The organism is Rhizobium glycinendophyticum (assembly GCF_006443685.1).
Lineage (GTDB): Bacteria > Pseudomonadota > Alphaproteobacteria > Rhizobiales > Rhizobiaceae > Allorhizobium > Allorhizobium glycinendophyticum.
Genome location: NZ_VFYP01000001.1, coordinates 2046220 through 2059640, shown reverse-complemented (window position 1 = coordinate 2059640; position 13421 = coordinate 2046220). Strand labels below are relative to the sequence as shown.

At 61.4% G+C, this 13421-nt stretch carries 12 protein-coding genes and 1 tRNA gene; 6 read left to right on the top strand and 7 right to left on the bottom strand.

Annotation, left to right across the window (positions count from 1 at the left end; genetic code table 11):
- Window positions 1-106: 106 nt before the first annotated feature.
- The 4 genes from FJQ55_RS10090 to FJQ55_RS23860 form a co-directional block, all read right to left on the bottom strand.
- On the bottom strand, window positions 107-1159 hold the full coding sequence (locus FJQ55_RS10090) for a quaternary amine ABC transporter ATP-binding protein (RefSeq protein ID WP_140827621.1): 1053 nt from the start codon (window positions 1157-1159) through the stop codon (window positions 107-109).
- Window positions 1152-2066: an ABC transporter permease gene (locus tag FJQ55_RS10085; protein WP_140827619.1), complete on the bottom strand. Its 915-nt coding sequence runs from the start codon at window positions 2064-2066 to the stop codon at window positions 1152-1154. Before FJQ55_RS10085 ends, FJQ55_RS10090 begins: the two co-directional genes overlap by 8 nt.
- A 237-nt stretch (window positions 2067-2303) precedes the next feature.
- Window positions 2304-3302, bottom strand: a complete 999-nt coding sequence (locus tag FJQ55_RS10080) for an ABC transporter substrate-binding protein (protein WP_140827618.1) — start codon at window positions 3300-3302, stop codon at window positions 2304-2306.
- A 637-nt stretch (window positions 3303-3939) separates the two neighbouring features.
- On the bottom strand, window positions 3940-4068 hold the full coding sequence (locus tag FJQ55_RS23860; RefSeq protein WP_281285482.1) for a hypothetical protein: 129 nt from the start codon (window positions 4066-4068) through the stop codon (window positions 3940-3942).
- Window positions 4069-4312: 244 nt separating this feature from the next.
- Here FJQ55_RS23860 and FJQ55_RS10075 point away from each other — a divergent pair, with 244 nt between their 5' ends.
- Window positions 4313-5767 (top strand): cobyric acid synthase, encoded by a 1455-nt coding sequence (locus tag FJQ55_RS10075; protein WP_140827615.1) that lies wholly within the window; start codon window positions 4313-4315, stop codon window positions 5765-5767.
- 34 nt (window positions 5768-5801) lie between these two features.
- Here the strand turns inward: FJQ55_RS10075 and FJQ55_RS23855 are convergent, their stop codons facing one another.
- The 3 genes from FJQ55_RS23855 to FJQ55_RS10065 form a co-directional block, all read right to left on the bottom strand.
- Window positions 5802-5927, bottom strand: a complete 126-nt coding sequence (locus FJQ55_RS23855) for a hypothetical protein (protein WP_274533387.1) — start codon at window positions 5925-5927, stop codon at window positions 5802-5804.
- A gap of 418 nt (window positions 5928-6345) precedes the next feature.
- Entirely contained in the window at window positions 6346-6930 is a 585-nt protein-coding gene (locus FJQ55_RS10070) for a hypothetical protein (protein WP_140827613.1), read from the bottom strand.
- Window positions 6931-7190: 260 nt separating this feature from the next.
- Window positions 7191-7280, bottom strand: a tRNA-Ser gene (locus FJQ55_RS10065).
- Between the two features lie 258 nt (window positions 7281-7538).
- Between FJQ55_RS10065 and FJQ55_RS10060 the strand changes: the two genes are divergently transcribed.
- The 5 genes from FJQ55_RS10060 (at window position 7539) to metG (ending at window position 13418) form a co-directional block, all read left to right on the top strand.
- A complete protein-coding gene (locus tag FJQ55_RS10060) occupies window positions 7539-8606 on the top strand; it encodes a septal ring lytic transglycosylase RlpA family protein (RefSeq protein ID WP_140827611.1) in 1068 nt (355 codons plus the stop codon).
- A gap of 122 nt (window positions 8607-8728) precedes the next feature.
- A complete protein-coding gene (locus FJQ55_RS10055) occupies window positions 8729-9838 on the top strand; it encodes a D-alanyl-D-alanine carboxypeptidase family protein (protein WP_140829207.1) in 1110 nt (369 codons plus the stop codon).
- A 128-nt stretch (window positions 9839-9966) separates the two neighbouring features.
- Window positions 9967-10656 carry a dTMP kinase gene (tmk, locus tag FJQ55_RS10050; protein WP_140827609.1) on the top strand — a complete coding sequence of 230 codons (690 nt, stop codon included), beginning with the start codon at window positions 9967-9969 and terminating at the stop codon, window positions 10654-10656.
- On the top strand, window positions 10653-11678 hold the full coding sequence (locus FJQ55_RS10045) for a DNA polymerase III subunit delta' (protein ID WP_140827608.1): 1026 nt from the start codon (window positions 10653-10655) through the stop codon (window positions 11676-11678). Before tmk ends, FJQ55_RS10045 begins: the two co-directional genes overlap by 4 nt.
- Before the next feature lie 123 nt (window positions 11679-11801).
- Complete coding sequence (gene metG / locus FJQ55_RS10040) at window positions 11802-13418, top strand: methionine--tRNA ligase (RefSeq protein WP_281285496.1); 1617 nt, start codon at window positions 11802-11804, stop codon at window positions 13416-13418.
- Window positions 13419-13421: the final 3 nt, after the last annotated feature.

The window sequence follows — 13421 nt, the reverse complement described above, 5'->3', positions numbered from 1 at the left end:
TATAAAGAAGTCTTTATGTGATTTCAATTGCGGTTTTCCAGCAGACGGCAGAAAGCGAAACGGCCCCGCCGATGGCGAGGCCGTGTCATCGTGTTGATACCAGCGATTACGCGGCGGCGATCTGGTTGTCTTCGTGGCTTTTGGGCGTGACCATGGCGCCGATGATCTGCTGTAGATCGACATGACCGACGGGTTTGCCCGCCTCATCAACGACGTTTGCGCTGGTCTGGCGGGCCTCGGTCATCATCCGGGCTGCTGTTTCCAGAACCATGTCACTCGGCAGTGCCAAGCCTTCGGCCGCCATTGTCGAGGGCGACATGATGGTGCCGAGCATGATGACGCGACCGCGGTTCACTTCCTTGACGAAGGCGGAGATGTAGTCGTCGGCCGGCTGCAGCACGATATCCTGGCCGGAGCCCTGCTGGATAACCTGGCCATCCCGCAGGATGGCGATCTTGTCGCCGAGGCGTAGCGCCTCGTCGAGATCGTGGGTGATGAACACCACCGTCTTCTTCAACTCCTGCTGCAAGTCGAGCAGCACGGTCTGCATGTCGACGCGGATCAGCGGGTCGAGAGCGGAATAGGCTTCGTCCATCAACAGAATGTCGGCGTCGTTGGACAGCGCACGGGCAAGACCGACGCGCTGCTGCATGCCGCCCGACAGCTGGTTTGGATAATGCCCCTCGAAACCGGCGAGGCCGACCCGGTCAATCCAGCGGCGACCGATCTCCTCGCTTTTCGAGCGTGGAATACCCTGAATGTCGAGGCCGTAGACCGTGTTTTCTAGCACCGTGCGATGGGGCAGGAGGGCGAATTTCTGGAAGACCATTGCCGTCTTGTGGCGGCGGAATTCGCGCAGTTCCAGCTGGTTCATCTGACAGACATCGACACCGTCATAGAGCACTTCGCCCGATGTTGGCTCGATCAGCCGGTTGATGTGACGGATCAGCGTCGACTTGCCGGAACCCGACAGTCCCATGACGACGGTGATGCCACCGGCGGGCATGGAGATGTTGATGTCCTTGAGGCCCAGCACATGGCCGTGCTTCTCGTTCAGCTCCGACTTCGAGATCCCTGCTTTGACCGCTTCGATATGCGCAGCGCCATTGGGGCCGAAAATCTTGTAAAGGTTCCTGATTTCAATGCCGTGACTAGCCATGGACTACCTCCGTGTGGCGCTGAAGGCGCTTGCCATATGCCTGGCTGGTGCGGTCGAAGATGATGGCGATCGCGACAAGCGCGAAGCCGTTGAGGAAACCGATCGTCAGGAACTGGTTGGAGATCGCCTGAAGCACGTTCTTGCCGAGACCGCCGACGCCGATCATCGAGGCGACGACGACCATGGCGAGGGACATCATGATGGTCTGGTTGATGCCGGCCATGACCGTCGGAAGCGCCAGCGGGATCTGCACGTTCATCAGCTTCTGGCCCGGCGAAGAGCCGAACGCGTCTGCAGCTTCGAGCACCTCGCGATCGACAAGCCGGATACCGAGATTGGTGAGGCGGATCATTGGCGGTACGGCATAGATCACGACGGCGATGACGCCCGGGACCTTGCCGATGCCGAAGATCATGACGACGGGGATCAGGTAGACGAAACTCGGCAGCGTCTGCATGACGTCGAGGATGGGATTGACCACCGACTGGGCGCGGTCGGAGCGGGCCATCAGGATGCCAATCGGGATACCGATAACAATGGCAAGAAGGGTGGAGACGGTGACGATCGCGAGCGTAATCATCGTGTCTTCCCACAGGCCGACCAGGCCGATGAAGAGCATGCCGATCACGGTGACCGCGACAATGCGCATGTTTCGGCTTGCAAAATATACCACCAGAACCATGACGGCGAGGATGATGAACCACGGGGTATTGACGAAAAGTGATTCCAGCCCGTTGAGGAAGTGCTGCAGGGGCGTTGTCAGCGCGTCGATGACGTTGCCGTAGGCGCGCACAAAGCTTTTGAAGCTGTCATCGACGGTCTTGCGCACACCGCGCATGAGCGTCTGGTCGATCGCCGGAAACTTGCAGAGCAGTTCCGGCAGATAATTGCATAAAGTCGAAGCCATTTTTGTCCCCTTATCGACCCTTGCTCGTTGAAGACACCCGGGGGTGCGGCGAGGGCGTTCGCGGCGTTGCATCTGTCGCCTCGGTCCGCATCACGAACGACAGGCTAACCGAGTTCCTCTTGGGAATTCATGCCATCTGCGACGTCGGGAGCTTTCGAATGGCGCAATGCGGCACGCCGCTTCGTGAAAATTGCGGCGGGTGAGACACCCGCCGCATTCTGTCGATAGACCGTGAGGTCAGAGGGCAGCCTTGACCTTTTCGGCAACTTCCGGAGCAACCCAGGTGGTCCACATTTCCGGATAGGTTTCAAGGAAGTGCTTGGCGCCATCTTCATTGGTGCCCTGGTTTTCTTCCATCCAGGCCAGAACCTTGCCGACGGTCGCGTTGTCCCATTTGCGGGTCTTCACGTAGTCCATGGCAACGCCGGCCTTTTCGGCAAAGCCCTTGGTGACGACGGTGTAGACGTCGGAGACCGGATAGGCATTGACCTTCGGATCCGGGCAATCCGGAACCGCGGTGCAGGCATCCCAGTTGGCCTTGTCATGGTCTACGCCGAAGGAGAGCTTGACCATCTCGTACTTGCCGAGGATGGCGGTCGGAGCCCAATAATAACCGAGCCAGCCCTTCTTGTTTTCAAAGGCGTTGGCGATCGAGCCATCGAGGCCGGCAGCCGAGCCCGTGTCGACCAGTTCGAAGCCCTTGTCCTTGGCGCCGAGCGCCTTGTAGAGGTTGGCGGTGGAGACCTGGCAGTTCCAGCCGGACGGGCAGTTGGTCACTGCGCCCTTGGACGGATCTTCCGGAGCCGGGAACAGTTCCGGATGCTTCAGGGCGTCCTCGACCGTCTTGATGTCTGGATGTTCATCAGCGATGAACTTCGGAATCCACCAGCCTTCGACACCCCCGTCGGAGAGGAGCGGTGCGGCCTGGATCAGACGGCCTTCAGCAATCGCCTGGTCAAGCGCGGTGCGCACGGCGTTGACCCAGAATTCCGGGGCGATGTCGGGCTGGCCTTTCTCGTTCATCGAAGCGAAGGTCGGCATGGTATCACCGGTGACGACGGTCACGGTGCAGCCATAGCCGCTTTCCAGAATGATCTTGTCGACATAGGCGGCGACGCCGGCCGAGGCCCAGTTCATTTCGGCGATCGAAACATCGCCACATTCGGCAGCCTGGGCGGACCCAGCGGCTGCATAAATGCCCGCGGCGAAAAGCGTGGCAGCGAGGAGCTTCTTCATGGAGTTAAGACCTCCCAGTCTTATCTAGCAGCGTTCATCGGGACGGGCGGCTACGGCTACTGCTGACCGCTCCGCCAATGGTTATCCATCATGGAATGCCCGGTCCGATCGCGTCTGGTCGGCCGCTGCACTCCTCGCGTTCGGATCTTGTCTTGGAGGGCAAAAGCCCCGGCCGATCACGTATCGCTCGTCCAGCCTACGTCTTTGATTTCAGAAATCAACCTCCCGACATGCGGTGCGGAGTGCGGCCGCCCCGCGGCTAATCATTGCAGCGACTTAATATGCCGCATTTTGTGCGGTGTTGGAGGCCATAACGCACAAGTGTGAGGCAGCCGGACCGGTTGGAGCGACAAGGCCGTGTGGCCGCGTTCCCAGTTGAGACGTCGGCTGTCTCAACTGCGGCGCTAACGCAGGTTCGGCGCCCCTTTGGACGCCGATGAAAAAAAATCAAAAAAAGTGAATGAAAGGTGGCGCGATAACGATCCGGTAACGCCTGTCGCGATAGATGGACGGGCCGTCGATGTTGCTCAGCGGTTGCGCCCCGGATCCTGTATCGCGTCCCGGGGCGTTTATTTTTCTGGAGAGCCGTTACGGATCCCAGATGCCGCCCAGCGGCAGAAACGTTCCAACCCAGAGATCAGGCCTTCTTCAGACCAAGCGGCTTGCGCGGGTCGCGAACTTCCCAACGGGCGACGGGTGCCGCCGACGGAGCGCGGCCGTTCCAGGCGATGGCGAGGCTATTGCGGTTGTGCAGGATGTAGAGCATGGGTGTTTCCTCAAAGGTGCCGCGCTCTCTTCCGGAGCGCCGGTCTTGATGTCGCAGATAATCCTTCCGTCGTGATTGCGCCAGATCACAAACCGCCATCGGTTGTCGCAAACTGACGATTGCGAGCGGGATCGACGCGACAGGCTGTCGCAGTGTCGTATCTGCGGCTGCCTTCATGGCGGAAGCGCGGCAAATGCAGCGAAAACAGGGCAACGGGTTTGCGACGCAGACAGGACAGGACGGCATGACGAAAGCGATAATGCTGCAGGGAACGGGCTCGGATGTCGGAAAGACGATACTGGTCGCCGGCCTCTGCCGGCTCGCCTCAAACCGAGGCCTGAATGTCGCGCCGTTCAAGCCGCAGAACATGTCGAACAATGCTGCCGTTTCCGATGATGGAGGCGAGATCGGCCGGGCGCAGTGGTTGCAGGCGCTGGCCGCGCGCATACCGACCAGCGTGCACATGAACCCGGTTCTGTTGAAGCCGCAGACCGAGACGGGCAGCCAGATCATCGTACAGGGCAAGGTTTTCGGTCAGGCGAAGGGGCGCGATTACCAGCGGCTGAAGCCGCAATTGATGGCGGCCGTGCTGGACAGCTTTCGGCAAGTGTCTGCGGGGCGTGATCTCGTGATCGTCGAGGGTGCGGGCTCGCCAGCCGAAATCAACCTTCGGGCCGGCGATATCGCCAATATGGGATTTGCGACGCGAGCGGATGTTCCGGTCGTTCTGGTCGGCGACATCGATCGGGGTGGGGTGATCGCTTCGCTGGTCGGCACGCATACGATCCTGACGGAGGAGGACCGGCGGCAGATCACCGGTTACATCATCAACAAGTTTCGCGGCGACGTGACGTTGTTTGACGAAGGGATTTCGGCCATTGGCGGCTTTACCGGCTGGCCGTGTTTCGGCGTCGTGCCCTGGCTTAAGGCGGCAAGCCGGTTGCCCGCCGAGGATTCCGTTGTGCTGGAGAGGCTCGCCCGGGGCGAGGGTGGAGCGCTGAAGATCGCCGTGCCCGTTCTCTCGCGGATCGCCAATTTCGACGACCTCGATCCGCTCCGCCTCGAGCCTGAAGTCGATCTTGTCTTCGTGCGGGGCGGTGATCCGTTGCCCGTCGATGCGGGGCTGGTCATCCTGCCTGGGTCGAAATCGACGATCGGCGATCTCGCGGAATTCAGGGCGAATGGCTGGGACCGCGATCTCGCGCTGCATGTCAGACGGGGCGGGCGCGTGATCGGGATCTGTGGCGGATATCAGATGCTGGGCCGCACGGTTGCAGACCCGCTCGGCCTGGAAGGGGCACCCGTCACAGTGGAGGGGCTCGGCCTGCTGGACGTCGATACAGTGATGGCGGCGGAGAAGACGGTGCGCAACAGCCGGGCGCATTCCCTCGATTACGACGTGCCGCTTTCCGGCTACGAGATCCACCTTGGGGTGACCGAGGGGGCCGACCGGGCGAGGGCGCCGGTTGCAATCGATGGCCGAGCGGATGGCGCCACCTCTGCTGACGGACGAATAGCCGGCACCTATCTGCATGGGCTATTTTCAAGCGATGCCTATCGCGAGCGCCTTCTGGAGAGTTTCGGTATTCGCGGCGGCGGGACCGATTATCGAAGCCTTGTCGATGCGGCGCTCGACGATGTCGCGGCCGAACTCGAGACGCATCTGTCGAAAGACTGGCTGGGAGCCCTGCTTGGCTGAATGGGCGGCGCGCCCGTGAGCGCGCGTCGATGTGTCAGGACTCTTGCGCGGCGTCCATGGGCGAGGCCATCAGTTCGCCGCCGCCCATGGAATTGTTGGCGTATTTAAACGCCAATATGCTGAGCACCGAAGCGACCAGCAGGACGAAGATCATTCTCATTGTGTTGTACTCCTGCCTGTCGATCAACAATGCAATTGCGGCGAAAGCAGTTCCGATGTGGCAAAGAAGTCGGAGGTTCTCGGGGAGATATACTATCGCCGTGGCATATCTGCAACTTAGCGATCAAGAGCGCTATCCTAGCGCCACTTCGCTTGGCGACGCAGTCAGACGGCCGCTACCGAAGGCGCCGTTCGAAAATTTGATCGCCAGAATGCTGAACACCGCAGCAATCATTACGAGGATCATGACACGCATCTTGGATCCCATATCGAAACCTGGGAGCAGTTATACCTGCTCATCGCTTCGAGGGCTGCTAAGTCCATTGCTTGTATTTTAGTGATCGTCTGAAAATGTCTTCGGCGTGGCGCACCGGCGGAGAATGCGGGGCCGAGCGCCATGGCAGTCGACCCCGCGCGCGTCAGCGTGCCGCACTCAACCGCAGCAGACGACAAAGTTCCACCAGTTGCGCATCATAGCTGGCGCCGGTGATGCTGTCGCAGCGGACGAGCAATTTGCGACGGTCATCCCTGGACATGTTCTGGAAGGCTTGACGTTGGGGTCCCGTCAGGCCACCGCCGCCGGGGGCGCCAGGGTCAGTGCCCGGCGTGTTGCCGCCGATCCCAAGGTCGATGTCTGCCCCAGTGCTGCTCCCGCCGAGGGTAGCTCCGACCGAAGCGTTCAGACCGCCGCTGCCGCCGACAGAAGCATCTATGTCAGCGGTGAGCCCGTCATGCGTGCCGACATTGACGCCGGTGTTGATGCCCCGGGTGCCGCCGACGGATGCGTCCGCATCCGCAAGGCCCCGGCTGCCGCCAAGTTTGGCGTCGGCATTTATCCCTCGGCTGCCGGCGACCGAGGCGCGGGCGCCCACACCGTCGCTGGTGTCGACATCAAGGCTGATGCCGCGATCACCGCCGATGTTTAGCCCTCCCGCTTCGACAACCACTCCGGACATGACCATCAGGCCAGCCGAAATCAGGCAGATTCTCACTTGTTTTCGCATGATATCTCCTCCTAAGGCTTAACCGGCCACCGGGAGGTAACCGGTCAAAATCCAACCCGGATTCCCACGGATAGTTTCGAATGAAACAAGTCGATCGGTAAGGATCCTTACCGGATGATCTGCCCGGCCGTCGGATGTGTGGCAAAACGGGAAAAGGAGCCGTTTCCGGCGATGGCCTGCCACTTGCCCCAGGACATGCCATCAGACTGCCTCTCAGGACGAGGCGTTGCTCAAGTTTTCGGTGTAGACAACTTGTGGGATGGCGGAAGAGGTGGGATTCGAACCCACGGTACGGTCTCCCGCACGCCGGTTTTCAAGACCGGTTCCTTAAACCACTCGGACACACTTCCCCGTGGACGGGGTTATGCGCAAAGGCTTTCGATTTGGCAAGGGCTGTTGTCGGTCAAGTGAAAGCTGCCGTGCGGGTCAGCAAGGGGTCTGCGCATTAACCATGGGCTAACCATGAATCTATTTGGTCGGGCGCTCAGCCGCCTCATTTCCCATTTTGGCCACTTTTCCACAGCCTTCTCCTTGCGCAGGCGAACGGGCGGGGCTTCCCCGGCGAGGCAGGGGATGTCGCGCGGCCCGTCTGATCAGAAGTGGGACATATGCATTCGAGCACAGGCGGCCGGCTGGCCATGGGTGGAAAATGGCTGGGCGTGGCGCTGATGTGCGCCTTTACCGCCTCCTGTTCGACCACCAAGGAAACGGCGGAGAAGCCGAAGCGCTCGAAGGAGTATTTTGCCGAGTCGGTGTATGGCGTGAAGGCGAGCCCCCGGCTGGTGGCGAGTGGGCCTGTGCCGAAAGGCGGCGGCCGCTACATGGTCGGCAAGCCCTATGTGGTGAAGGGCGAAACCTTCGTGCCCAAGGAGAATCCGCGCTACGACGAGATCGGCATCGCCTCGTGGTATGGCGACGCGTTCCATGGTCGCCTGACCGCGAATGGCGAACTCTACGACAAGGAATATCTTTCGGCCGCCCATCCGACATTGCCACTTCCGAGCTATGCGCGGGTCACCAACCTCACCAATGGCAGCTCCGTCATCGTCCGGATCAACGACCGGGGACCGTTTCATCGGGGTCGCCTGATCGACCTCTCCAACAAGACCGCCGACATGCTGGACATGGCCCATAGCGGCACCGGCAAGGTGCGGGTGCAGTATGTCGGACCGGCACGGATGGATGGGCATGACATGCCTTATCTGATGGCCTCCTACGTCAAGAAGGGCGAGCGCGGTCCGGTCATCGATCCGCAAGGTCAAATCGCATCTGGCGTGATGGTCGCTTCAAACGACGTGGCCGTGCCGCAATACAGGCCGCAGCCTGAGCCGGTGTATCAGACGGCGCTGTCGGGCTCCACGCCGAGTGGCGGGGCAGCACCCCACACGCTCGACGCGCAACTTCTGATGACGCAGCCGGCCATAGCGCCGGGTATGGCGGCTGCCGATGGGCAGGTTTTCGTCGCGCTTCCACAGATTGGACCCGTCCCCGGCCTGCGCCCGCATCACGTGCCCGGATATGACGGTTCCGGTTACGCAGCGGCCTATGCGGAAGAGAGAAGCACTGCCGGCACGCTTGCCTTCGATGCCATTCTCGTGCGCAATGGCGGTCTCACCGAGAGCTCGATTCTCTCTTCGGTTGCCAAAGGCGGGATCACGCTCTCCAAGGGGCTCTGACTGCGGCGGCCCGGAGCGATATCCTGCTTTGACAGCGCCAGCCGAGCCGAAATGTGACCATGCGTTCTCGCTTCCCCTTCACCGCTCTCCTCGGCGCGCTCTGCTTGATTGCGGGGACGCTTATGCCGGTGCGGGCCCAGGATGCGCCGAAGCCGGGCGTGATGGAGACGAAGGCTGGGCAGGCCTATCTGATCGAGGCTTCCACCGGCACGGTGCTCCTTGCCAAGAACGAACGGCAAAGCTTTGCGCCGGCCTCGCTTGCCAAGCTGATGACGCTTGAAATCGTCTTCCAGGCTTTGACCGAGGGGGAGATCCGGCCCGGCACGATTTACCCCGTCTCCGAATTCGCCTGGCGGACGGGCGGGGCGCCCTCCAGAACTTCGACGATGTTTGCGGCGGTGAAGAGCCAGGTTCCCGTGGCCGATCTGGTCAAGGGCATTGCGGTGCAGACGGCGAATGACGGCTGCCTGATCATTGCCGAGGGCATGGCGGGTTCGGAGGCGAAATTCGTTGAGCGGATGAATGGGCGGGCGGCAGAACTGGGTTTGAAGGATAGCCATTTCGGCAATTCCACAGGGCTTCCCCATCCGGACAATCGATCGACGCTTGTCGATCTCGTGACGCTGGCGCAGCATCTGCAGCGGGAGTATCCGGCACTCTACGCTACGTTTTCGATCCCTGAATTCGAATGGAACAAGATCCTTCAGCGCAACCGCAACCCGCTGCTCGGCATCGGCGCGGACGGGCTGGGAACCGGATTTGCCGAGGGGAGCGGTTACGCCATCGTCGCCTCTGTCGAGCGCAACGGACGGCGGCTGTTCCTCGGACTCGGCGGGCTTGCAACCGACAAGGAGCGCACTGAAGAAGCGACACGGCTCCTCAACTGGGGCTTCGACGGGTTCGAGATGCGGCAGTTGTTCAAGAAGGACGAGGTGATCGGCGAGGCGAGCGTCTATGGCGGCGCGCAGTCGACCGTGCCTTTGGTTGCTTCCAAGCCAGTCGAAGTTTATGTGCCGGTCAACAATCCCGAGCGGCTGCAGGCGCGGATCGTTTATCGCTGGCCGCTGAGGCCGCCTGTTTTAGCGGGGGCCGAGATTGCAGTCCTCAATCTTTTGTCCGGTGAGCGGCCGCTGGTTTCGGTTCCACTACAAAGTGCTGCAGCCGTCGAGGTGGGTACACTGCGTCAACGGGCATGGGACGCGCTGATCGAACTCCTGTTCTTCTGGCTCTGACGCAAAAAGCCATCCGATCACGCGCAGGACGGTTTCGTTTGACTGCGTCTTGCGGTAGAGCCACTGGAAGTGCCCGTAAGGGCAGTTTGCGATACGCACTTCTGAAGGCGTGGGAAGAAGGCAAGGCATTGGCGACCGGTCCCGGATTGTTCGTGAGTTTCGAGGGAGGCGAGGGGGCCGGGAAATCGACCCAGATCCGCCTGCTGGCCGAAGCCTTGCGCGAACGTGGCCACGACGTCGTGGTCACACGCGAGCCCGGCGGGTCTCCCGGGGCCGAGGCGCTGCGCCATGTGCTGCTGTCCGGCGCGGCCGAACCGTTCGGCATCCGGATGGAGGCCATGCTCTTTGCAGCCGCCCGGGCCGATCATCTCGCCTGTTTCGTGCGTCCGGCGTTGTCGCGGGGGCAGGTTGTTCTCTGCGACCGCTTCGTCGATTCCTCGCGTGTCTATCAAGGCGTGACCGGCAATCTGGAGCCGAAGCTGATGGCAGCGCTCGAGCGGGTGTCGGTTGCCGGGACCATGCCGGATCTGACCCTGATTCTCGATCTGCCTGCCAGCATCGGCCTTGCCCGTGCAAGGCGTCGTGCGGGGGCCGCACCCTCACCGGCGCAGCCGGATCGCTTCGAGAAGGAACGCACGGACGTGCATGAAAAACGTCGCCAGGGCTTTCTCGACATCGCCGCGCGCGAGCCGGAGCGTTGCCGGGTCATCGATGCCAGTCTCGATGTCGAGCGGATCGCCCGCGATGTCCTCGCCGACGTGTTGCTGGTGATGGCGCAGCGTCGTAGCGAGCGCAATGATCAGGTGGCGGGCCGATGAGCGAGGAGAAGGCAGGGCTGCTGGATGGTGCGGTGGCGCCGGCACTCAATACCCGGCTTTTCGGTCATGCCGAAGCGGAAGAATTTCTCGCGCGCAGCTACAAGTCCGGCAAGGGACATCACGCCGTGCTGATCGAGGGACCGGAGGGAATCGGCAAGGCAACGCTTGCCTTCCGCTTCGCCAATCACATCCTTCGCCATCCCGACCCACTGTCCGCACCTGAGGCGATCGAGGACCCTGATCCGGAGCACCCGATCAGCCGGCAGATCGCCTCAGGTGCCAGCCACAATCTCCTGCATCTGTCGCGGCCTGTCGACGAGAAGACCGGTCGGGTGAAGCAGGCGATCACGGTCGACGAAGTGCGCAAGGCCGGGCATTTCTTCAGCCAGACATCGGGTACGGGAAACTGGCGGATCGTCATCATCGATCCCGCCGATGACCTGAACCGCAACGCGGCCAATGCGATTCTGAAAATTCTGGAAGAGCCGCCGAAGCGGGCAATGTTCCTGGTGCTGTCCCACGCGCCGGGGAAACTATTGCCCACCATCCGGTCGCGCTGCCTGCCCCTTCGGCTGCACGAATTGTCACCGACCGCGATGGATCAGGCGCTTGGGCAATTGGGGCTGTCGATGCCCACCGAGAAGCGTGAGGCGGTGCTGTCGCTTGCCAAGGGCAGTGTGGCGCGTGCCTTGAAACTGGTGAATTACGGTGGTGCCGACATTCTCGAGGCGTTCGAGCAGATGCTTGCTTCATCAGGGCCATCGCAGCGCAAGATGATGTTCAAAATCGCCGACGCCTTGTCAGGCAAGGACAGCGATGTCGCCTTCGGCTTCTTCATCGAGCATCTGGGCGATCATCTGGCCGAGACGGCACGGCAGTTCGCGCATGCGGGAAACCTCGCCGCTGCCGAACATTATGCACGGCTGACGTCCACCATCGGCGAGCAACTGACGGTGGCTGGCGCCTATAATCTCGACCGCAAGCAGACGATCCTCGACGTGCTGGCGGCCGTGACGCGCTGATCAGCGCGTGCCGGATCTTGGTGGCGCTGCAGCAAAACGGATGTTCCTAAAGGGCAAGGAATGTTTTAAGAGCATTCGACCCCATTCGATGTCGCCGTTCGTGGCTCGCCTTTCGTGCTGCCTCTGCCCGGCGCCCAGACAAATCGCACACGCCAATCGCAACCGACGAAAAGACAACAAGAAGCCATGAGCGATCCCTACTACATCACCACTGCCATCTCCTATCCGAACGGCAAGCCGCATATCGGCCATGCCTATGAGCTGATCGCGACCGACGCCATGGCGCGGTTCCAGCGTCTCGACGGCAAGGACGTGTTCTTCCTGACGGGCACGGACGAACACGGGCAGAAGATGCAGCAGACGGCACGCGCCGAAGGCATTTCACCGGAAGCGCTGGCCGAGCGGAATTCCAACGAATTCCGCGAGATGGGCAAGCTGCTCAATTCCTCGAACGACGACTTCATCCGCACGACCGAAAAGCGCCATCACGAGACCGTGCAGGAAGTCTGGCGGCGGATGGATAAGAACGGCGACGTCTACAAGGGCGGTTATGCCGGCTGGTATTCGGTGCGCGACGAGGCCTATTATCAGGAAGAGGAAACCGAAGTGCGGCCCGACGGCGTGCGCTACGGTCCGCAGGGTACGCCGGTCGAATGGGTGGAAGAGGAGAGCTACTTCTTCAAGCTCTCGGCCTATGAAGACAAGCTCTTGAAGCTTTACGAGGACCAGCCTGATTTCATCGGCCCGAACGAGCGCCGCAACGAGGTGATCTCCTTCGTCAAGTCGGGGCTCAAGGACCTGTCGATCTCGCGCACGACCTTCGACTGGGGCATCAAGGTGCCGGGTGACGACAAACATGTGATGTATGTCTGGGTGGATGCACTCACCAACTACATCACCGCGACCGGTTACGTCGAAGACGAGAACGGTCCGCGTGCGAAATACTGGCCGGCTGATGTGCATATCATCGGCAAGGACATCATCCGCTTCCACGCCGTCTACTGGCCGGCCTTCCTGATGTCGGCAGGCCTACCGCTGCCTCGCCGTGTCTATGCCCACGGCTTCCTGCTCAACAAGGGCGAGAAGATGTCGAAGTCGCTCGGCAATGTCGTCGATCCGGTGAACCTGGTGAACCATTTCGGCCTCGATCAGGTGCGCTACTTCTTCCTGCGCGAAGTTTCCTTCGGCCAGGACGGCAGCTATTCGGAAGAGGGCATCGGGACACGCATCAACGCCGATCTCGCCAACGGCATCGGCAATCTGGCCTCGCGCTCCCTGTCGATGATCAACAAGAACTGCGAGGGCAGGGTACCGACGCCGGGTGCGCTGACGCCGGAAGACGAAGCGATCCTGAAGATTGCCGACGAGGCGATCGACATTTGTCGCGAGGAGATGGGCAAGCAGCAGATCCATAAGGCCGTCGCTGCGATCATCAACATCGTCAACGAGGCCGACCGCTATTTCGCGGCCCAGGCGCCGTGGGTCTTGAAGAAGACCGACGAGGCGCGCATGGGGACCGTGCTTTACGTGACGGCCGACGTGGTGCGCCAGATCGCGATTCTCTTCCAGCCTATCATGCCGGAAACCTCGGCGAAGATCCTCGATCTCGTGGCCGTCGCCGGGGAAGACCGGGTGTTTGCGAAGCTCGGCGCTGCCGGTCGCCTGCAGCCAGGCACGGAACTGCCGGCACCCTCGCCGGTTTACCCGCGTTACGTCGCCCCGGACGCGGGCAAGGCCTGACAC

What these genes read in the sequence shown, in the direction of transcription:
- FJQ55_RS10090 (WP_140827621.1), bottom strand. Translation starts at nt 1,159, where the DNA reads ATGGCTAGTCACGGCATTGAAATCAGGAACCTTTACAAGATTTTCGGC.
- FJQ55_RS10085 (WP_140827619.1), bottom strand. Translation starts at nt 2,066, where the DNA reads ATGGCTTCGACTTTATGCAATTATCTGCCGGAACTGCTCTGCAAGTTT.
- FJQ55_RS10080 (WP_140827618.1), bottom strand. Translation starts at nt 3,302, where the DNA reads ATGAAGAAGCTCCTCGCTGCCACGCTTTTCGCCGCGGGCATTTATGCA.
- FJQ55_RS23860 (WP_281285482.1), bottom strand. Translation starts at nt 4,068, where the DNA reads ATGCTCTACATCCTGCACAACCGCAATAGCCTCGCCATCGCCTGGAAC.
- FJQ55_RS10075 (WP_140827615.1), top strand. Translation starts at nt 4,313, where the DNA reads ATGACGAAAGCGATAATGCTGCAGGGAACGGGCTCGGATGTCGGAAAG.
- FJQ55_RS23855 (WP_274533387.1), bottom strand. Translation starts at nt 5,927, where the DNA reads ATGAGAATGATCTTCGTCCTGCTGGTCGCTTCGGTGCTCAGCATATTG.
- FJQ55_RS10070 (WP_140827613.1), bottom strand. Translation starts at nt 6,930, where the DNA reads ATGCGAAAACAAGTGAGAATCTGCCTGATTTCGGCTGGCCTGATGGTC.
- FJQ55_RS10060 (WP_140827611.1), top strand. Translation starts at nt 7,539, where the DNA reads ATGCATTCGAGCACAGGCGGCCGGCTGGCCATGGGTGGAAAATGGCTG.
- FJQ55_RS10055 (WP_140829207.1), top strand. Translation starts at nt 8,729, where the DNA reads ATGCCGGTGCGGGCCCAGGATGCGCCGAAGCCGGGCGTGATGGAGACG.
- FJQ55_RS10045 (WP_140827608.1), top strand. Translation starts at nt 10,653, where the DNA reads ATGAGCGAGGAGAAGGCAGGGCTGCTGGATGGTGCGGTGGCGCCGGCA.